The organism is Bartonella tribocorum CIP 105476, from assembly GCF_000196435.1.
Classification (GTDB): domain Bacteria; phylum Pseudomonadota; class Alphaproteobacteria; order Rhizobiales; family Rhizobiaceae; genus Bartonella; species Bartonella tribocorum.
In genome coordinates, this window is record NC_010161.1 from 2,475,864 (window position 1) to 2,496,334 (window position 20,471).

Here is a 20,471-nt window from a genome sequence, read left to right on the forward strand (position 1 = left end):
AAATTGCTCACTCTTCTTGTAAAACAAGGATAAAATCGCTCAATAGATTTCTATGCGCATCATATTGGAAAAACGACAATACTTTGATTTATAATGATGATAGAGCGTTTTTCAATTTAAGTGCGAATCTTGAATATCGCAGGATTCTCTCATTTTAAATCTGTTCCCTGTCGAATTAACCAAAGTCAAAGCAATCAAAACCTTTTGCTTGCACGCATCATAAGCAGGTTTGTCGTAGGAAAAACTGGACAAGAAAGGCATGCCTCTTAAATCATTTTAAGTGCTAAAAGCCGCACAACATCCACGAGCTGGAAAAGTGTTGTGACCGTGCTCGCTTGCTCTTTTATGAAGCGTAAAGAGGAAGTGCTCTATAGAATTTATACACTTTATGGGGGGCTTATCCTTATACCATTCACACACACCGTCGCGAAATAGATGTAACAAGCGTCGAGAAATGTTTTTTTAACAAAAAAAATCGCTCTAAAAAAATTTTTAAGAGAAAAATTAAAACTTCTCAACCTCAAGTGCCAAGGCATGGACACAAGTCGCGAGCTCTTCTTTTAAAACTTGATAAATCGCTCGATGAATTTCTACGCGCGTCATATTGGAAAAAGAAGAAGATAAAATTTTCACGCGAAAATGTGTTTCTCCTTTACCATCAAAAGCATGCTCATTATGAGGATGCCCTTCATGAAGATGACTCTCGTTAATCACTTCAAGTTTTTGGGGATGAAAAGCATCTTGAAGCTTTTTCTTGATTATTGTTTCTACAGACATTTTTCATTCCTTCACAAAATACAAATACAAGAATACACCTTTTTCATAATCAAATAAGTGTGAAAACAAATTTTTCAAAAGTCAATTCTTGTAAAATTAATCAATTTTGCATAAAACCAAGAATATGACAATAACATCTAAATTATTCGATTCAATTCGCATAAGCTCAAATAAAAAACAAAAAGCTGAGCCAGAAGCGCAACAGTGTCAGTGGGAAGGTTGTGAAAAGACAGGGACCCATAAAGCACCAGCAGGTCGAAATCACGAAGGACAATATCTACATTTTTGTATTGAGCACGTGCGTGCCTATAATAAGAATTTTAATTACTTCTCAGGTCTTAGCAATCAAGATATTGCGAAATTCCAAAAGGATGCTCTCACAGGGCATCGCCCAACATGGCCGACAGATCTTAGCAATGGTACATCGAAAAAAACAGCAGCCAATTATGCAAAGATTCGCTCTGGGACAGCAGCCTATCAAAATCGTATGCGCGATCCTTTCACGCTTTTTACTGAGCGGCGTTCAAGCAATAATTTCTCGCGAAAATTAAAGCCCTTAGAAGCAAAAGCTTTTGATACACTAGGACTACAAGCAAACGCTTCAGCAGAAGATATCAAAATGAAATATAAAGAGTTGGTAAAAAAGCACCATCCTGATTCGAATGGTGGTAATCGTGCTTCAGAAGAGCGCTTTCGCGATGTTTTGCATGCTTATAATTTGCTCAAAAAATCTGGTTTGTGCTAAAAAACACGTGTTTATATGAACCCATTCTCATTGAGACCATCACTCTTTACATAAAACATTCTTATCTTCACAAAACATTATAGAATACGTGAAAACGATCTTCCTTCATCTCTAAGGCTCTCGTTATAGAGCATTGCATAAATACTCTAACTCTTGTATCGTTTTCTCATGAAATAAATAGCGTCCTTTCCCTGCCAGAAACATCATGACAAATTTTACCGTTGAAAATACACCCGATCTTACAGTTTGTGCTCGTGATCTATTTCATATTGAAACAGCTATGAAAATCCCTGCTTTTAGCACAAAAAGCCCCCATGTTCCTGATATCGATCCCGATTATCTTTTTGACCCGCAAACAACTTTAGCGATTCTCGCAGGTTTTACTTTTAACCGTCGTGTCATGGTTTCCGGCTATCACGGAACAGGGAAATCAACGCATATTGAACAAGTTGCTGCCCGTCTCAACTGGCCTTGTCTTCGCATTAATCTCGACAGCCATGTAAGTCGTATCGATCTTGTAGGAAAAGACGCTATTGTTTTAAAAGATGGCTTACAAATTACTGAATTTAAAGAGGGCATTTTGCCATGGGCTTATCAAAATAATATTGCTCTTGTTTTCGACGAATATGATGCGGGGCGTCCTGATGTTATGTTTGTCATCCAACGGGTTCTTGAAACCTCTGGAAAACTAAGCTTACTTGATCAAAGCCGTGTTATCTCTCCTCATCCAGCATTTCGTCTTTTTGCAACAGCCAATACCATTGGTCTTGGCGATACAACAGGGCTTTATCATGGTACCCAACAAATCAATCAAGCTCAAATGGACCGCTGGTCTATTATTACGATACTTAATTATTTACCCCATGATAAAGAAGTTGATATTGTGTGTTCAAAGGTCAAATCTTTTCAAACGGCTGAGGGGAAAAAGACAATTTCACAAATGGTTCACGTTGCTGATATGGTCCGTCAAGCTTTTATCAATGGAGATCTTTCAACAGTCATGAGCCCGCGGACTGTCATTACTTGGGCAGAAAATACCACAATTTTTCAAGATGTCGGCTTTGCCTTCCGGTTAACCTTTCTCAATAAATGTGATGAACTTGAACGTGCCGCTGTCGCAGAATTTTATCAACGCGCCTTTGGACAAGAGCTTCCCGAATCACTCATGCAGGGTGTCTCGTCTTAAAGGAATATGTCAATTATGGCGATCAACCCTGACGACAACAGCAAAAATCAAATAAACAATCCTCCCCTCAATACACTTGATAGTGGAGCGTTTAAAAAAGCTCTTTCCACCTGTATGCGTGCCATTGCTGGTACGTCCCACTTAGAAGTTTCCTTTAGTCCTAACAGACCATCTTTGAGCGAAAATTGTGCACGTTTACCAGAATTACCACAACGCGCAACAGATAAAGATATCACGATTACCCGCGGATTAGGTGATTCCATGGCTCTGCGCAAAGCATGGCATGATAACCACATTCACATGCAATTTTCTCCGCCAGAATCAGAATCACGAGCGATCTTTGATGCCCTTGAACAAACACGTGTTGAAGCAATCGGGACTTTAGCCATGGAAGGGATTGCGAAAAACCTTGATGTCATGCTCGCTGATAAATACAAAAGAGCCCATTATGAAAAAATTAGCAACCAAAGCGAAGCCCCTATCCAAGAAGCGATAGCACTTTTATTACGCGAAAAAATAACAAAGAGCGCTGCCCCAAAAGAAGCAGGTCTTGTTTTAGAATTTTGGCGCCAAGAACTCGAACAAAAAGCCGCAGCAGAGCTTAATGAACTCACACATCATATTTACAACCAACAAGCTTTTGCACAAATCGTTTGCCAAATGCTTGCAACACTCAAAATGACAGTGCAACAAGATGAAATTTCCGACAGCGAAAACAATAAAAAATTAAAAAATGCGTGTGAACCTCAAGATCAAGCAGAAGAAGAAAATAAAAACAAAAAACACGCTCAAAGTGAAGAACAAACCAGCACTGAACAAGAAAGTGATGTGCAAGACGAAGGAAAAACACAAGCGACACAAACAAACGACAATGATCAAGCTGACGGCGAGCAAAAAAATGGCCCTTGGCAAGAAAAGCCGAGCAAACCAAAACGTCTTTTTTCCGATTCAGAACAAATGGAAAGACTTGGAGATTATAAAATCTTCACCCGTCAATTTGATGAAATTTTGGAAGCAACGGATTTTTGTTCTGAAAATGAGTTAGATCACTTACGCCGTTGTCTTGATAAGCAAGCCAATCATCTTCAAAACATTGTGGGACGTCTAGCAAACCGTCTCCAGCGCCGCCTTATGGCACAACAAAATCGCAACTGGAAATTTGACCTTGAAGAAGGATATCTTGATACAGCACGGCTTCCACGCCTGATTATTGATCCCATGCAACCCCTTTCTTTTAAAATGGAAAGCAACACCCAATTTCGAGATACGGTTGTTTCACTCCTCATTGATAATTCTGGTTCAATGCGCGGACGTCCCATTAGCGTTGCCGCAAGTTGTGCTGATATTTTGGCGCAAACGCTTGAACGTTGTGGTGTCAAAGTTGAAATTTTAGGTTTTACCACCAAAACTTGGAAAGGAGGAAAATCACGCGAAAAATGGCTTGAGAAACATAAGCCTCATCATCCTGGACGTCTTAATGATTTGTGTCATATCATCTATAAAAGTGCTGACACCCCATGGCGTCGAGCACGGCGCAATCTAGGTTTGATGATGCAAGAAGGATTATTAAAAGAAAATATCGACGGAGAAGCTTTGATTTGGGCGCATCAACGCCTTTTATCACGGCGTGAACAACGTCGTATTCTCATGGTCATTTCAGATGGAGCCCCTGTTGACGATTCAACACTATCGGTCAACTCTAGCAATTATCTAGAAAAACATTTACGCGCAGTAATTCAAGAAATCCAAACACATTCTCCTATCGAACTCATTGCCATTGGAATTGGTCATGACGTCACACGTTATTATCAACGTGCTGTAACAATTATGAATGCCGAAGAACTTGCGGACGCCATAACAAAACAATTAGAAGCACTTTTTAGTGATAAAACACCTCACAACTTCATAAGAAATAAGCATTATTAAATCATCAATACATTGATTTATAATGATATTTCTAGCGTTATTCAACTTGAATAAGAACCCTGAATACCATACGATTCTTTTTATTTCAAATCTGTCCCACATTGAAACAATCCAAATCATTTGCTTGTCCATGACAAGCGATGCTGGAACGCATAATTCTATTTTAAAGAAACATTTTACCTTATTTCCAAGCTTATTTCAAAAAAGCGCCACAGCGCCTATGAATGGAATGATATTGAGTGTAAAATCCTTTCGGTATCACCATCTTTAGGCTCCCTAAAAAAGAAAACCAATACCATCATTATGCTTGCCACTCCCCAATATCTCAAAAAACCTTGGCATTTGAGATAATTTATGAAGAGGCATTTTTGTCTTTTCTTTAATGTTTTTTATCAATACAGGCTTCCTCCACTTATCCTATGCAAGAGAAATACTTTTGACTGAGGCAATATAAGAGAGATTGAAACGAAAAGCCTTTGCAATATTTAAGGCTTTCATTCAATCTATAAAAAATTAATTATCCTTATAAATTAATGTGTTACATAAAATACAATCCAACACAATCATCTTTACCTATGCGAGGAACTCTATTTTCTAGCTCTTAATATTTTAATATAAATCAACGCATTGATAGCAACCAACAACAATTTCTCTTCTATTAAAGCTACTCATAAAAAGGTGTTTGCATCCTTTAAAAGAGTATTTATCCGCAGACCACCCTTTCTTGTGATATACAAAGCATGGCTTTGATTGAATTCAGTCTAAGAAGATTTATAATATGCCCGAATTATTATATTGCGGCTTTCTTATGTTGCAAAATGGTAAATTATCAATAGTAAATTCAATAAGTTAACAACACACAACTGAAATTTCTTTTACATCAATGTGATTTATAAGAAGGTGTGTTTGACCTTTTTCAAATAGTGTTTATTTAGCCATTTTTTATGAAAGCCTAAACAAATAATTTTTATTGCTGCCTCACAAAAAGAGTCTTGAAATGAGTGAAACATAAAGACCTCTCCCTTAAGCCATGAAGCGATAAGCTATCTCAATCAACGATATTATCGCATGCGTAACATAACGGAAATTTAAGTTTTAAAGAAAACAAAGATTATTACTTGTTACAAGCAAAAGAGGAATCATCCTTTGGATGACTTTGATAAGGAGGAAGCTTTACAATGTTAAGAATTGTCCCATAAGGTATCAACATCAACAGGCTCATAATAATTTTTATGGAAAAATCGCCAAAAGCAAGCGAGAGCCAAACTGGCATGCCGATCCCTCCCAAAACAGTACTCTCCACCAGTGAACTATCAGCATACCCTGTTATCCTATCAAGAACGGCAAAAGAACTCGAAAAAGCAAGAGAAAAAAACAACACCGTATCCAACGCCGAACCAACCAACGCTGCTGCCAAAGGGGCTTTCCACCATGTTTTCCGTCGCAAAGGCGTAAAAACAAGAATATCAAGAAGTTGTCCAAATAAAAATGCCAAACTAGAAGCAAGTGCAAGCCGCGGTGTTGCCAATATCCAAGAAACAAAAACACCGGCAAAAAAACCAGCATAAACCACACGCCGCGCAGCAGATGGACCATAAAAACGATTGGTCAAATCATTGATGAGAAAGGCAAATGGATAAGTAAAAGCTCCATAAGTCAAAAGCTCATTCAAACCAAACCAATAGACAGGATATTGAACCAGAATATTAGAAGCAGTGACCGCAAAACACATTGCTAAAACAGAAAAAACAACATACCTTCTCTTTTGCTGTTCTAATAGAAGACCGCTTGAAAACATTTTTTTTAACCTGGGGTATGGAACCAATAAAATAATAGAGCGATTAAAGAGAAAAAAGCCCCAAAAGCGTACTTTTTTAAGACCAAGATTCGTGATTAAAGCATCAATTCATCCAAAATAATGACACGAACAATCACGTTACAACAATCACGCTGCTTGTTCAGCCTTTTTCTCATTTTCTTGCTCAGCTTTTTTCTTAACGATTTGGCGTTTTAACAAACGCGCACGTTGCGACAATTCTTTGTCATCCGCTTTAACCAAAAAGCCATCAAGACCACCACGGTGCTCAACAGAACGCAACGCATTTGCCGAAATGCGCAAGCGATAACTTTGCTGTAACACCTCTGAAATCAACGTCACATTGCAAAGATTTGGTAAAAAACGACGTCGAGTTTTATTATTCGCATGGCTAACATTATTACCATACAAAACCGTTTTCCCTGTCAATTCACATGCACGAGACATAAACTTCACCCTTAAACTCTAAGAAACTTTCAAATCCCTATACCCAAAGGACACAATGAATACAAATAGCACGCACAACGCGGCCTTGAACGGGCATCATTGGGAAGTTTCTTTTTAATAGGGGGTCAACAACAAAAGGTCAAGTCTTTTATCAAACCTTTTTCATCTCTTACTGGCTCAACCTTCATCTTTTTCCAAAATCAAGGCGTGCAAAATGCTTTTTTAAAAGGCATACTGTGTTAAAATAAAAGCCTGTTGTCCTGAAAGGAAGCATAAATCATGAACGAAAAAAAGCCCCCCATGACAAAGCTCCAGGGAAATTCTTGCCGTTTTTCTTCTCTTTTGTTTGGAGCTTTATGTATTTGTTTTTTTCTTCTCTTCAGTGCATTAGGCATATGGCAAGTACAGCGATTAAACTGGAAAACAAATCTTATCACCAGTGCCAATCAGCGCGTTCACTTAGCCCCCATAAAAGCCCCCCAAAAAGATCAATGGGCCGATATTACTTTTGAAAAAAATGAATATCAACCCGTTGTTATCACAGGAAAATTTTTAATAGATAAAAATATTTTGGTCACTGCTGCTGCTCAAAACACTACGGGTTACTGGGTTTTGACTCCTTTACAAACCGCTGACAACACACTGACTTTTATCAACCGTGGCTTTATTCCCATGGACGAACGAAACAATTTTCAACACTCAGAGCAATCCCATACAAATGCCTCATCTCAGCAAGATTCCACCATAAGCACAGAACAAACAACAATTATCGGTTTATTACGCATGAGTGAAAAAAATGGATTTTTCCCACGCAAAAATAATCCTGATAAGAATGTGTGGTATACGCGTGATCTTCCCGCTATGACACAAAAACTTGGGTTATCCACTGTTGCCCCTTATTTTATTGATGCCAGAAAAACATCTCCACAAGCAAGCCTTCCCATCGTTGGTCTTACGATTATCCATTTTCGAAATAATCATCTTGTTTACGCAATCACGTGGTTTATTTTAGCTGCTGGTGTACTGGGCGCTTTTCTTTTTCTGCTAAAGCAAAAAGAACTAAAAAATAACAATTAAAATATCCATCCCAAATATAGTCATTAAACAGTTTGGCCTTTAAAAACATATATCTCACAATAGAGCAGATCTTAACACTGTTATATTGAGAATTTTACACATTACAAAATTTGTTTTTTTAAGAATCATTTTTAAGAATCAATTGTTTGATTTATAATAATAATTCTATCATTTTATACCTTAAAATAAGACCTCAGATATCCGTAAGATTCTTTTACTTCAAATCTTCTGACTAAAAACCAGCAAAATCATTCTCGTGCTCCCCCCCACACACAAGTAAAGAAAACCGCACACAATAAAATGATTAAAAATAAGAAAATTAATTCCTCTTCCATCATAAATGCAAAGTATTGTGAAAGCAAAAGTTATTAAAGCATTGAAAACAGATAAAAAGAATGATCACCCCAACCTGCTACCTTTAAGTATAGACTATGGACCTACAATGGATCTGTTAAACCATTCACGAAGGATTTACACGACACTCTTCACAAGAGCACCATAAAATAGAAGTTGATTCATTGAAAAATGCTTTTTTAAAATAAACGCGGATGAATTTGCATTATTAAGAGCGTTTTATTTTGCATGAAAAGCGTGACCTCATTAAAAATGTCATGCATAAAGATGTAGAGCAATGTGTTCTTTTCACTCTAAAAAACCATTCTATTAAAAGCATTGGTCATAAATACTTTTGAAAAACATAAAAATTTAAAATGGCAGGAAAAATAAGCACGCGTTTCTACCATTACAATTTCATATTCTTGCCGGTTATGTCCCGTTTCAGAGATAACTCAAACGGGTATATGCAATATTCTCGCCTTCATCTCACATAAATAAAGCTAATATAGAAGAGAATGTACAGATGCATTTTATGTTTCAAACCAGCTATGAAATTATGTTTTAAACCAGCTATGAAAATAAGAGGTTGAGTTATAAGCAACAAAAAAAATTTAATGTGTCAATGAGACTTTTATACCTATCACAACACATCAAATGACGGCATTCTACAATATAAGAAAAAAGGTGAGTTATCGTATATTTTAAAAAAGACAGTTTATCCTTTCAGTGTAATTTGCTAAAGGCTTATGCTATAAGCATATAAGCTTGTTTTACTGAAATTTTAACTCTTTCATTTTTAAGGCTTCTGTTATGGGTGTTGTTGCCAAAAATTTTCCCATACCTGATCTTCATCGGGTTCGTCGTATTCTTCTTTCTGTGTCTGATAAAACGGGTGTGGTTGCATTTGCACAAGCCCTTCATGCGACTTACAGTGTTGAATTGATTTCAACAGGAGGAACAGCCAAAACCCTCATAGCTGCTGGTTTGCCCGTAAAAGATGTTTCTGAAGTTACTGGATTTCCTGAAATAATGGATGGGCGTGTCAAAACACTCCATCCTTTGATTCATGGTGCTTTGTTAGGGATAAGAGAAGATCCTAGCCATAGGGAAGCTATGGAAAAGAACAGCATTCATGGAATTGATCTCTTGGTGGTGAATCTTTATCCTTTTGAAGAGACAATCCAATCGGGAGCCGATGGAAAAACAATTCTTGAAAATATTGATATCGGTGGACCAGCGATGATTCGCGCTGCGGCAAAAAATTATGCTTATACCGGTGTTGTAACAGCGATAAATGACTATGATTCGATTCTCGCCGAATTAAAACAGCATAATGGATGTTTAAGCTTATCCATGCGTCATCAGTTAGCAATGCGTGCGTATGCGCATACCGCTGCTTATGACACAGCAATAGCAGCATGGTTTGCACGGGATTTAAAAATTGAAACACCATCATGGCAGAGTTTTTCTGGCCATCTTGAAAGTGTTATGCGCTATGGGGAAAATCCCCATCAACAAGCCGCATTTTATCGCAATAATGAAAAACGTTTTGGCGTTGCAACAGCAAAACTTTTACAAGGCAAAGCGCTTTCTTATAACAATCTGAATGATACAGATGCAGCCTTTGAACTTGTGGCAGAATTTGATCCACAAAAAACCGCTGCTGTTGCTCTTATTAAACATGCCAATCCTTGTGGTGTTGCAGAAGGAGAAAATTTGAAAGACGCTTATTTGAAAGCTCTTATGTGTGATAATGTATCGGCATTTGGTGGAATTGTTGCGTTAAATCAAACCCTTGATGAAGAATGTGCGGAAGAGATTGTTAAAATTTTTACGGAAGTAATTATTGCTCCTGATGCAACAATGGCGGCACGTGAAATTATTGCTAAGAAAAAAAATCTTCGTTTGCTCATTACAGGTGGTATCCCTAATCCACGTTGTGGAGGACTTCTTGCGAAAACACTTGCAGGAGGCATTTTAGTGCAATCACGGGATAACGTAGTGATTGATGATCTTAAATTGCAAGTAGTGACAAAGCGGACACCAACTCAAGATGAAATGCGTGATCTTCAATTTGCTTTTCGTGTCGCAAAACACGTTAAATCAAATGCTATTGTATACGCAAAAAATAGCGCAACAGTTGGTATTGGCGCTGGACAAATGAGCCGTATCGATTCAGCAAAAATTGCGGCAAGTAAAGCCGCAGAAAGTGCAAGGAGAGCAGGCTTAACAGAAACGCTTACAAAAGGATCAGTGGTTGCATCCGATGCATTTTTTCCTTTTGCAGATGGTTTATTAGCAGCAGCTGCAGCAGGTGCAACAGCAGTTATTCAACCAGGAGGTTCCATGCGTGATGAAGAAGTTATCACTGCTGCGGATGAGCAAGGTTTAGCGATGGTTTTTACAGGAATACGGCATTTCCGTCATTAATATAATTTGGGTGATTTCCTCTTCATATAAGACAAATGTTTCAAAGGATTTTTCATAAATCGTATGTCGATTGATAATCATTGAAATGGGAGCAGTTATCCAATCCAGAGAATATACGTGTAATGAAAAAGTTATCATTGCAGAAAATGCACATAATTTAGCCATTGTTTTAGGAATAAGATATTACCGTTATGAATAGCTTTAAAAGTTGCCTTTTTACATTGAGATATCTGTTAAAAGGTCTTTTTCTGTATGTAGATGCATACCTGTTATGACATTATAGCACAACTTTTTTTAGTGATATGCTCTATCTTAAACTAAAGAGTGTAACAGAGTTTGAGTACAGGATATGAATATTCTACGTTCTTATAGTAATTGGCGTCGTTATCGTCGAACCGTTAATGCGTTAAGCCGTCTTTCAACCTATGAACTCAATGATCTTGGCATCTGTCGAGGGGATATTGATTCAGTTGCACGGCGCTATTCACGTAAATCTTCCTAAAAGTTGTTTAAAGAATCTTTGAGGGTTGGAAGAAGCGCTTCGCTATAAAGAAAAAAACAGTTTGAGGCTGGTTGTTATCGCTTCATTGTTAGTATGATAAGACAAAGTAGAAGGGGTTTTTCCCTGAAACTTTGTTGCAATGTTGTCTCTTGAATTCTCAATATTTCTGCGATGAACAATTTTTGATTCATCAAGCGTGTCCATTATTTTGTATTTTGCGTATTGAATGAGAGACTCGCCTGTAGATTGTCTTAGGTCTTTTAAAACCACGTCTCTTGCTCATGACAAGCGAAGAGAATGTGCTTGGAATGAAACATACAAAAAAGGACTAAAAATGCCTATAATGAACCGTCTCAAGCGCCAAGGGATGCCACAACGTTGGAAACTAGCAAAGAGTGCGTGATGATTCCGGCTTGTTACGCTATAAGCAGCAATAATGTGATCAAAACAAAGATTAAGCGCGCTTAATGCTTGCCTCTATCCGTTTTTATATGCGAGATAGGAGAAGGAATACTTCTAAAATGGAAAACAACTTATTTTAGCAAAAATATGAAATCTCAAAGATAAAAAACTATTCACATCTTTACCGTCATTTTTTCATTCAGTTTTACAACTTTCAAAAACATCTATACCTTTTAAAAAATGAGGTGCACTCCCTCACCTTTTTTCTCTCTTCAATAAAATCATACCCCTCACGCAAAACAGAAAATCCAAAATTAAAACGTCATCATATTTCATACGCTTTTGTTTTTAAAAAATATCTCTCAATGCGCATCATACCCCTCTCATGGCAACACTTATGAAGAAAATCCTCTGAACATTCTCTCCTTTAAGCTTAAATAAAGGCATAAATCAAAATATCATACCATTATCCTTCAATGTTGTAACAACTCTTGGCGCTTGAAAGTGTCCAGAAAAACTATTTTTATCCCTTTCTTACAGCAAGTTTACACACCACCCCTCGTTAGAGCGTACAAATTATATGCGTTAATTCACCTGAACAAATTCGCAGCGAGAAAATCTTACCATTTTCGAAATTTTCATTTAAGTTTCAAATAATAAATGATATAAATCAATATGTTAAATTCTTAAAAGTATAAAAAATAAAGCATGATCCATATTGTTTTAAATAATACTCTTCTAGAGGCTTTTGAAAGTCATAAAACCAAATCCAAATAAAGAGAAAAAGGGCAGGTGTAATAACCCTACACCATTTGCCAAGAATTTTGCATTATGCTCTATAGTTTTACGTTATACTCTATACGAGCACCATTGTGAAATGAGGATAATTAAAAAAAATTTTAACAAGAGCATAAATTTGCAAGAAAAAATTTTATTATCTTAAACGTACAGCTCCATCAGAGCGGAATATTGATTATAGCAGCACACTCCAGAACTTTTTAAAGATAAGCAACCATTTAATTTTCTCTCCACCCCCTTAAAGAATGAAAATTCTTAGCCAATACCGATCTGTAAATAAGAATCCGTCAACAACGCCGTTTTACTAATTCACGAGCTTGTTTTAAAGAGACATGTCTTAAGGCACCCAATCCCATTTCACGACAGCGCCCGTGAATGGTATAACGGTAAAGCCATTGAGCATCTCCATCTTTACACTTATGGAGTAACAAGCCAGCACCATCATTATATTTGCCAGCCCTAAAATGTTGCGACAGCTCTTGCATTAAGCCGATTCATAAGAGCCATTTTTTAATCCTTTTTTATACAGTTTTTACCCACACGCCAGCCCCGCTTGTGACGTACAAACGAATGGTTTTGATTGATTCAAGATAAACAGATTTAAAATGAGAGAATCTTACGGTATTAGGGGTTCTAATTCAATATGAACAACGCTAAATTATCATTATAAATCAATATCTTGCATGATAGAGAAAACCCCTCTTAGCATTACCTCATGAGATTCTATAGGCAAACTTTGCCTCAAAATATCCATCCCATACGCTTACAAAAATACTTCCATGTAAAAATTTACATGGTCCTTAAGTAGGATATTAGCACAATAAACGATGATGTTTTAAGACGTGAAAATAAAACGTTATGACTATAGGTTGGAGCAATGTTCTGATTTTTTATCAAACGCTTTGCGGATAAAACGCCAGCGAACTTTTTCCTGAAATGCAGGGCGAAAATATAAAACGATCTGCTGTGTCCTTTGCGGACCTGTTAATTCCGCAAAATCAATTGAATCTTCAAGACAAATATCCGCATCAGGCGATATAAAATACCATACTTTCTCGTCCTCTACGTGTCCGTCCTTTACCGCTAAACACACACGCTCACCATCATAGTTAACCTCAACTTGTGGATGAAGATGAAACCGAACCGCAACATGATCTTGTTCACTTTGCACCCTCTTATGTCTCTTTCCCCCTTTATCGGGCATAAAAAAGCGATCAAAGCCTTCGATCATATCTCCACTTGTCGCCAAAATAAGACCACGCTCATGAATAAGATTAAAGGGTCGCACATAACCATTATGGCTCGCAATAAAACCTGTTTTTCCTGAATCCTCTATACGGTGCACTTGAACTTCCCTGGGTCCATCAAACAAAAAGGAAGCGCTATTTTTCTTTTTTTTATAAAAAGTACCCACCGAACAATCATTAAGCGTCGCTGTTGAATGGGCCGCAGTAACACGCCCTAAATGTCGATAATCTTGCCGCCCATCAGGGTTAACACCGGTATTGATAATGAAACGGTGTCCTTGTGAGGACATTTCAAAAGATAAACACCCTGAACAAGCCTGCTGTGCAACAGAACGTGGTGGAAATTTTCCTGTATCTGCAAGCACTGTTGTTTGATTGGCTTTTAAGCGCTGAAACCCTGAATAACGAGCATAACTAAAAGGATGCCCTCCTGTTTCATCAAGCTCCAAAAGTTTCAATAAGCGTTCCGACACGAGGGGACCAACCCCATTAAAATGCGCCAATGTTTGATCTTCATGAATAAAGAACCGTAAAGCTGGCAACATACGCTCAACAGAATCAATCAAAATACGGGGTGCTGTTTCATTGCTCCGCATAAAAAGATAACGTAAAGATAATAAGTCTGACAACAAATTAAATAAGATAATAGGACTACGGGAAATATGTCCACCATCAACCAAAATCTGACGTGAGAGCTCTTCTATAAGGATGGTCTGTACCTTTTTTTTCACGTCTGCAGAAACAGGCAACGCAAGAGAGGCGAACGTCAAAGCCGTTGCTGCTTGTAAACGTTTATCATCATGATCCATACTGCAAATTGTTACGCGCAAGTAACGAAATTGCAAACCAAGTGCCCGTAAAAAGCGTTTTTCAAACCGTTCACTTGCCCCTTCTAACAACATTTTTGAGTGACAAATCCACGAAATCAAACGCCGTGCCACAACAGGAGCACTCCAAGCAAGCCCCTTTACCTTCTTGCCAGCATGGTCAAGCCAATCTTCTAAAAGCGCGCGCGCATGCGCCGTAGCTAAATCACTTTCTGCTGCATCCATATGGCGCAACCAATGAAAATCATGCAGAGCCGCTTCCCATTCCAGCGTTGGTGGAGCCAATGAAAATGGTGAAACAGCACCAGAATGAACAATATGACCAGCAAAAGCAAAACGACCATGATAAAATTCATGCGCCATCATCGGATCAGCCATATGCAAATCAACGGGATGCGCTAAAATTTTATGAGGACGAAACCCTGAAAAACGCCAACGAAACAAGGGTCCAACCCATAAACGCCGCATAACATGCTGTAGCGTATCGATACAGGCTGCCACTTTCACCTGAGGAGCTTTTACTGCAACCGCCAAAATTCCATCTCCATCTATGCTGAATCAGATACAATTTCGACCATTTGTGTAAATGAAACGTTAATTAAGCAATTTTTCGTAAGCGCGCGGCAAAAAAACCATCCATTCCTAAAGGCGCAGTTTTCTCAGCATCAAAATTTTTATGACAAAAATCCGCCGGCGTCGTGCGCACCATCCCCTCAGAAAGCAAATGTGCCAATGCTCCCATTTCCTCTGGATAAATAGGATCTAGAACAATATCATTGCGTATCGATAAAATTTTCTCAATAAGATCTTCACCTTCTTCTCTTGCCAACGAACAATTGGAAAAAACAATCCGCCCTCCCTTTTTGACCAAAGCAATTGCTGCGACAAGCAAATCATATTGCAACGCCGCTAACTTGATGACATCATCCCTCGATTTCGTCCATAAAATATCTGGATGACGACGGATCGTTCCTGTAGAAGAACAAGGAGCATCAAGAAGAACCGCATCAAACAGCTGTGTGGGATGAAAATTTCTCACGTCCCCCTGCCAAATGTGAACGGAAAAATAGAGCCGTTCCATATTTTCTTTCAAACGCTTTACACGATTAGCAGAAAGCTCAATGGCTGTCACCTCTGCCCCTTGCAAAGCCAATTGTGCTGTTTTCCCCCCAGGGCTCGCACAAAGATCAGCAACGCGTTTCCCCCGAAGTTCTCCCAATAAGCAAGCAGGCAACGCTGCGGCAAAATCTTGAACCCACCAAGCCCCTTCACGATAGCCTGGTAAATCAGAAACAGAACACTCCAAACGATTCAATCGAACAGAACCATTAGGCAACACCACACCACCAAGTCTCTCAGCCCATCCAATACTATCAGATTTCACAGTCAAATCGAGAGGGGGTTCCACACTTTGAAGTTCTATAATCTGTTGTGCCTTTTCTATTCCATAAGCGGATACTAAAAGCTGGGAAAACCATGCTGGAACACCTTCAATGGTCGGAACTTGTTGGCGTAAAGGCGCCGCCTCCCGTGCGACATTGCGCAAAAGAGCATTCACCACCCCTGAAAAACGACGCATACGCGGATCAAATTTTGCCACACGCACAGCTAAATCAATAGCCGCGTGATCAGGAATATCAAGATAAAGAATTTGCGCCACACTGATATGTAGAAGATGCTGAAGTGAAAGTGCTTGTGAAGGTAAAGGGCGCTCTAAAAAGCATGAGAGAGCCGCCGTAATCTGCCCTCGATGACGCAATGACGTTGTCAAAATAGCCCGACACAACAAACGATCTCGTTGTGAAAGTTTTAAATATTGTGGGTGTCCGTGTTCATTATCCGTTAAACCAGAAAGAGGTGTATACCTATCAACCACCGCCCCTAAAAGGCGCACACACACCTGCCGAACAGCTAATCCTGGAACATCTTTTTCAGAAACATGCCCCGCTTTTTTGTGTTTCAAAACAACACCTTTATATCACTGTTTTCTCAAGAGCTCCGCCTAAAAATCTCCTCAAAATTCTATGAACGAGATTTTTTTGAATTATCATAACGAAGCCAAGAAGGACGTTTTGTAACCCGCTGAAAAGTGCTGTTTTCTTGCTCTCCGGGTACATAAGCCTGACCACCGCGAAAATCTCCATAATTCATTTCATCATTGCTTTTTTTATTCATACCGCCTTCTTCATTCCATCCCCCACTTTCGGCAAGAGCCCCTTTCATCTCTTCTGCTTGCCGATAAAGAGCAGCAATACGATTTGCCGTTGCCGGATGAGTCGAAAAAAGACTATCTGCTCCCTCACCGCTCAAAGGATTGATAATAAATAGATGTGCTGTTGCTGGATTATGCTCTGCTTCTTCGTTATAAACGCCATGCCCCCCATCAGCAATTTTACGCAATGCCGAAGCCAACCATAAAGGATTACCACATATTTCAGCTCCCCTCCGATCCGCAGCATATTCACGCGTACGGCTAATGGCCATTTGCACAAGCATTGCGGCAAAAGGTGCCACGAGCAGTGCAATAAATCCTCCAATTGCCCCAGCTCCATGAGAATCTTCCGAAGAGCTGCGCTGTCCCCCCATAAAAAAAGCAAAATTGCCAAGCATTGAAATTGCCCCTGCAATCGTTGCTGTTAAAGTCATGGTTAAGGTATCACGATGCTCAATATGTGCAAGCTCATGCGCCATAACACCAGCAACTTCCTCTGCACTTAACCGTTCCAACAACCCAGTACTCGCGGCAACAGCAGCATTTTGCGGATTACGTCCCGTTGCAAAAGCATTTGGCTGTGCATTATCAATGACATAAACTTTTGGTTGAGGAAGAGAAGCTTTTTTAGCTAAATCGCTTACAATTTTATAATAAACAGGTGAGGAATGCCGATCAACTTCACGCGCCCCGTACATACGTAAGACAATTTTATCTGAATTCCAATAAGAAAAAAAGTTTAAACCACTTGCCATCAAAAGAGCTATGACCATACCACTGCCCCCTCCAACAAGATAACCAACCCCCATAAAGAGAGCCGTCATAAAAGCCAAAAGCATGGCTGTACGCATTATATTCATTACTCAAAAAACTCCATGATAAAAGTCTACCAATACTATATGATGGGGTTTTCTTTCTGCTTCTTCAATGGAATAGGTGTAAAATGAATAAAAAAGATGAAAAAATAAGTAAAAAAAATACAACTGTCATTAAACAACCATCCCTTTCTCCCGCAGCACAACGCGCCCTTAAAGAAGCTGAAGAAAGACGAAAAGACGCAACAACAAAAGAACAGCCATTGGAAAACGGTGGACGCGGCGGAAAAGATCCATCCCGCTATGGAGACTGGGAAATTAAAGGCCGCGCCATCGACTTTTAAAGCTATAGATTTCCAAAATTGAATCTAAAAAAACCAACACGGTTTTAATAAACATCCTCTTAAAGAAGATCCGTTTTTGATCAGCAAAAACGGATAACATTTATTCGTCTAGAATCTTTAAAGAGGTGTGATTAAACAATTACGTTTCTTATTCTGAAGCAGAATCTGCTTCAGCCGCAGCTGCTGCATCCTCTGCCGCTTGCTTTGCTGCGGCTATACGTTCTTGTGCTTTTTTACCTGGCTCACCTTTATGGGGATTATTGCGGGCTGGACGCTTTTTTAAGCCAGCCGCATCTAAAAACCGTAAAACGCGATCTGTTGGTTGAGCCCCTTGTCCAAGCCAATACTGGATACGTTCTTCATTCAGTTTTACCCTCGGTCCATCTTTAGGCAACATTGGATCCCATGCACCAACACGTTCAAGAAATCGCCCATCGCGCGGACTACGAACATCTGCAACGACGATATGATAGTAAGGACGTTTCTTTGAACCTCCACGGGACAAACGAATTTTCAATGCCATATTTTATCTCCTATTGTCAGCTCTGGCTTTCGTTTAAATTGACTTTTTTTATTTTTTGCTCTTCAGCAATAATTTCATGATGACGCACAACTTCTTTAACAATAAACTTTAAAAATCTTTCAGCAAAATCAGGATCAAGATGACTATCCATAGCCAATTGCCGCAAACGCGCTATCTGATGTTGCTCACGCAGAGGATCGACTTTAGGCAAATCATAACGTGCTTTTAAGCGCCCAATAGCTTTCGTACAACGAAAACGCTCTGCTAAAATATGAACCAAAGTTGCATCAAAATTATCAATAGATGCTCGTAAATGCGCCAATTCGTTTAATACTGTTTCCTGCATCATATTCCTTTCCCTCTGTGCATCTTATTTTTTCTTAAGATGCTGAGGAAGTTTTCCCCTATCGGCAATGCCATTAGAAAGACCAGGAAATGTAGGATCGCGTCCGGGAAGTCCAGGCAAAAGCTTCCCTCCATTATCATTTTTAATCTGCTTTTGAAGCGTTGAGAATTGCTTAAGATCCAATCCCGATAAATCAGGCATAGCCGGAGAATCTGCACCTCCCATTCCTCCAAATCCCATTTTAGAGCCAAGACCTCCTAACATTTTTCCCATCAAACCACTTTTGCCTTTACCACCCATAGCTTTCATCATATCAGCCATTTGGCGATACATCTTCAAAAGTTTATTAATATCAGCGGCCGTTGTTCCAGATCCCTTAGCAATTCGTTGTTTGCGGCTATGTTTTAAAAGCTCTGGATTCATACGCTCTTGCGGCGTCATGGACGAAATAATAGCCAATTGACGATTAAACAAACGGTCATCAAGACCAGCTGCCGCAATCTGCTCTTTGACCTTGCCTAATCCTGGCAACATGCCCATAATGCCGCCCATTCCACCCAGTTTTTTCATTTTCTGCAACTGTTCTGCAAGATCATTCAGATCAAATTTTCCGCTCTGCAGCTTTTTTGCAAAAGCAGCAGCTTTTTCATGATCCATTGTTTCAGCAGCTTTTTCAACCAAAGAAACAATATCCCCCATTCCGAGAATACGATCAGCAATCCGACTGGGATGAAACTCTTCCAAGTCTTCTATTTTTTCACCGGTTCCGATTGCTTTAATCGGCTTACCTGTAACAGCACGCATAGAAAGAGCAGCGCCCCCACGCCCATCACTATCCATGCGTGTTAAAATAATCCCTGTAATCCCTACACGCTCATCAAAAGAACGCGCGAGATGAACGGCATCTTGCCCCGTCAAACTATCAGCAACCAACATAATCTCATGAGGAAGAGAACACGCTTTAATTTCAGCTAATTCAAGCATCAAAGCTTCATCAATATGATTACGTCCTGCAGTATCAAGAAGAAGCACATCATAACCGCCCAATTTAGCAGCCTGCACGGCACGTGATGCAATATCAACGGGTAGCTGTCCCGCAATAATAGGCAAACTTGCAAGTTTCGCTTGTTCTCCCAATTGGCGCAATTGCTCCTGTGCAGCAGGACGACGTGTATCTAAAGACGCCATGAGAACTTTTTTATTGTGCTTATCAGTGAAACGTTTTGCAAGCTTTGCTGTTGTGGTTGTTTTTCCGGAGCCTTGCAAACCAATCATCATGATAACAACGGGCGCTGGTGCATTCAAATCACTCAGAACGCTTTCATTTCCAAGAATACGAACCAATTCGTCATGAACAATTTTAACCACCATTTGGCCTGGTTTAATTGATTTAACAATCTCAGTCCCAACAGCTTTTTCACGAACCCTATCGGTAAAAGAACGGACAACATCAAGAGCAACATCAGCTTCCAACAAAGCGCGCCGAATTTCACGCAGCGCCTCTGCAACATCCTGATCCGACAAAGCACCACGCCCCGTCAAATGAGACAGGATAGAACCAAGTCGCTCTTGCAAGGATTCAAACATTATTTACCTCATTGTTGCATAACAAAGTTACATAACGAACAAACCAAAATAGCACCCGAGAACGCATCGCGCCGTCGAATGTTGACCTCTGAGATCTCTTCATACCCTTGCATTGGGGTCTCAGTCGG

General features: G+C 39.3%; 16 protein-coding genes and 1 pseudogene. 7 read left to right on the plus strand and 10 right to left on the minus strand.

Translation table 11 applies throughout. From position 1 onward, the window contains the following. Window positions 1-504: 504 nt before the first annotated feature. Window positions 505-777 carry a BolA family protein gene (locus BTR_RS11245; RefSeq protein WP_012232549.1) on the minus strand — a complete coding sequence of 91 codons (273 nt, stop codon included), beginning with the start codon at window positions 775-777 and terminating at the stop codon, window positions 505-507. Between the two features lie 124 nt (window positions 778-901). On the opposite strand from BTR_RS11245, the gene BTR_RS11250 reads away from it, so the two are divergent. The 3 genes from BTR_RS11250 to cobT all read left to right on the plus strand — a co-directional run bounded on the left by BTR_RS11250 (window position 902) and on the right by cobT (window position 4,634). Further along, entirely contained in the window at window positions 902-1,522 is a 621-nt protein-coding gene (locus BTR_RS11250; RefSeq protein WP_012232550.1) for a J domain-containing protein, read from the plus strand. A 205-nt stretch (window positions 1,523-1,727) separates the two neighbouring features. Next, a complete protein-coding gene (cobS, locus tag BTR_RS11255) occupies window positions 1,728-2,708 on the plus strand; it encodes a cobaltochelatase subunit CobS (RefSeq protein WP_012232551.1) in 981 nt (326 codons plus the stop codon). 15 nt (window positions 2,709-2,723) lie between these two features. Beyond that, window positions 2,724-4,634, plus strand: coding sequence for a cobaltochelatase subunit CobT (gene cobT / locus BTR_RS11260; RefSeq protein ID WP_012232552.1), 1,911 nt, complete (start codon window positions 2,724-2,726; stop codon window positions 4,632-4,634). Window positions 4,635-5,748: 1,114 nt separating this feature from the next. Here cobT and BTR_RS11265 read toward each other — a convergent pair. Next, complete coding sequence (locus BTR_RS11265; RefSeq protein WP_012232553.1) at window positions 5,749-6,432, minus strand: VUT family protein; 684 nt, start codon at window positions 6,430-6,432, stop codon at window positions 5,749-5,751. Between the two features lie 147 nt (window positions 6,433-6,579). Next, window positions 6,580-6,897, minus strand: a complete 318-nt coding sequence (rpmB, locus tag BTR_RS11270) for a 50S ribosomal protein L28 (protein WP_012232554.1) — start codon at window positions 6,895-6,897, stop codon at window positions 6,580-6,582. 279 nt (window positions 6,898-7,176) lie between these two features. Between rpmB and BTR_RS11275 the strand changes: the two genes are divergently transcribed. The 3 genes from BTR_RS11275 (at window position 7,177) to BTR_RS12485 (ending at window position 11,242) form a co-directional block, all read left to right on the plus strand. Further along, window positions 7,177-7,974, plus strand: a complete 798-nt coding sequence (locus tag BTR_RS11275) for an SURF1 family protein (RefSeq protein ID WP_012232555.1) — start codon at window positions 7,177-7,179, stop codon at window positions 7,972-7,974. A 1,146-nt stretch (window positions 7,975-9,120) separates the two neighbouring features. After that, window positions 9,121-10,740, plus strand: coding sequence for a bifunctional phosphoribosylaminoimidazolecarboxamide formyltransferase/IMP cyclohydrolase (purH, locus tag BTR_RS11280; protein ID WP_012232556.1), 1,620 nt, complete (start codon window positions 9,121-9,123; stop codon window positions 10,738-10,740). A 349-nt stretch (window positions 10,741-11,089) separates the two neighbouring features. Then, a complete protein-coding gene (locus BTR_RS12485) occupies window positions 11,090-11,242 on the plus strand; it encodes a DUF1127 domain-containing protein (RefSeq protein WP_012232557.1) in 153 nt (50 codons plus the stop codon). 1,505 nt (window positions 11,243-12,747) lie between these two features. Here the strand turns inward: BTR_RS12485 and BTR_RS11285 are convergent. The 4 genes and pseudogenes from BTR_RS11285 to htpX form a co-directional block, all read right to left on the minus strand. Beyond that, window positions 12,748-12,949: pseudogene (locus BTR_RS11285) on the minus strand (Arm DNA-binding domain-containing protein); the annotation flags it as partial. A gap of 355 nt (window positions 12,950-13,304) precedes the next feature. Then, window positions 13,305-15,050 (minus strand): heparinase II/III family protein, encoded by a 1,746-nt coding sequence (locus BTR_RS11290; RefSeq protein WP_012232559.1) that lies wholly within the window; start codon window positions 15,048-15,050, stop codon window positions 13,305-13,307. Between the two features lie 64 nt (window positions 15,051-15,114). Then, window positions 15,115-16,479, minus strand: coding sequence for an RsmB/NOP family class I SAM-dependent RNA methyltransferase (locus tag BTR_RS11295; protein WP_012232560.1), 1,365 nt, complete (start codon window positions 16,477-16,479; stop codon window positions 15,115-15,117). 59 nt (window positions 16,480-16,538) lie between these two features. Beyond that, complete coding sequence (gene htpX, locus BTR_RS11300; RefSeq protein ID WP_012232561.1) at window positions 16,539-17,588, minus strand: zinc metalloprotease HtpX; 1,050 nt, start codon at window positions 17,586-17,588, stop codon at window positions 16,539-16,541. Window positions 17,589-17,671: 83 nt separating this feature from the next. Here htpX and BTR_RS11305 point away from each other — a divergent pair, with 83 nt between their 5' ends. Beyond that, complete coding sequence (locus BTR_RS11305) at window positions 17,672-17,887, plus strand: DUF1674 domain-containing protein (RefSeq protein WP_012232562.1); 216 nt, start codon at window positions 17,672-17,674, stop codon at window positions 17,885-17,887. Window positions 17,888-18,035: 148 nt separating this feature from the next. Here BTR_RS11305 and rpsP read toward each other — a convergent pair whose 3' ends face one another. The 3 genes from rpsP to ffh are packed head-to-tail and all read right to left on the minus strand — an operon-like array spanning window position 18,036 to window position 20,343. Beyond that, window positions 18,036-18,410, minus strand: a complete 375-nt coding sequence (rpsP, locus tag BTR_RS11310; RefSeq protein WP_012232563.1) for a 30S ribosomal protein S16 — start codon at window positions 18,408-18,410, stop codon at window positions 18,036-18,038. Between the two features lie 16 nt (window positions 18,411-18,426). Next, complete coding sequence (locus BTR_RS11315; RefSeq protein ID WP_038474769.1) at window positions 18,427-18,756, minus strand: chorismate mutase; 330 nt, start codon at window positions 18,754-18,756, stop codon at window positions 18,427-18,429. A gap of 24 nt (window positions 18,757-18,780) precedes the next feature. Continuing rightward, window positions 18,781-20,343: a signal recognition particle protein gene (gene ffh, locus BTR_RS11320; RefSeq protein WP_012232565.1), complete on the minus strand. Its 1,563-nt coding sequence runs from the start codon at window positions 20,341-20,343 to the stop codon at window positions 18,781-18,783. Between the last annotated feature and the right edge of the window lie 128 nt (window positions 20,344-20,471).

Excerpts from the sequence above, each read along its gene's own strand:
- BTR_RS11245 (WP_012232549.1), bottom strand. The coding sequence starts at position 777 with ATGTCTGTAGAAACAATAATCAAGAAAAAGCTTCAAGATGCTTTTCAT.
- BTR_RS11250 (WP_012232550.1), top strand. The coding sequence starts at position 902 with ATGACAATAACATCTAAATTATTCGATTCAATTCGCATAAGCTCAAAT.
- cobS (WP_012232551.1), top strand. The coding sequence starts at position 1,728 with ATGACAAATTTTACCGTTGAAAATACACCCGATCTTACAGTTTGTGCT.
- cobT (WP_012232552.1), top strand. The coding sequence starts at position 2,724 with ATGGCGATCAACCCTGACGACAACAGCAAAAATCAAATAAACAATCCT.
- BTR_RS11265 (WP_012232553.1), bottom strand. The coding sequence starts at position 6,432 with ATGTTTTCAAGCGGTCTTCTATTAGAACAGCAAAAGAGAAGGTATGTT.
- rpmB (WP_012232554.1), bottom strand. The coding sequence starts at position 6,897 with ATGTCTCGTGCATGTGAATTGACAGGGAAAACGGTTTTGTATGGTAAT.
- BTR_RS11275 (WP_012232555.1), top strand. The coding sequence starts at position 7,177 with ATGAACGAAAAAAAGCCCCCCATGACAAAGCTCCAGGGAAATTCTTGC.
- purH (WP_012232556.1), top strand. The coding sequence starts at position 9,121 with ATGGGTGTTGTTGCCAAAAATTTTCCCATACCTGATCTTCATCGGGTT.
- BTR_RS12485 (WP_012232557.1), top strand. The coding sequence starts at position 11,090 with ATGAATATTCTACGTTCTTATAGTAATTGGCGTCGTTATCGTCGAACC.
- htpX (WP_012232561.1), bottom strand. The coding sequence starts at position 17,588 with ATGAATATAATGCGTACAGCCATGCTTTTGGCTTTTATGACGGCTCTC.
- BTR_RS11305 (WP_012232562.1), top strand. The coding sequence starts at position 17,672 with ATGAATAAAAAAGATGAAAAAATAAGTAAAAAAAATACAACTGTCATT.
- rpsP (WP_012232563.1), bottom strand. The coding sequence starts at position 18,410 with ATGGCATTGAAAATTCGTTTGTCCCGTGGAGGTTCAAAGAAACGTCCT.
- BTR_RS11315 (WP_038474769.1), bottom strand. The coding sequence starts at position 18,756 with ATGCAGGAAACAGTATTAAACGAATTGGCGCATTTACGAGCATCTATT.
- ffh (WP_012232565.1), bottom strand. The coding sequence starts at position 20,343 with ATGTTTGAATCCTTGCAAGAGCGACTTGGTTCTATCCTGTCTCATTTG.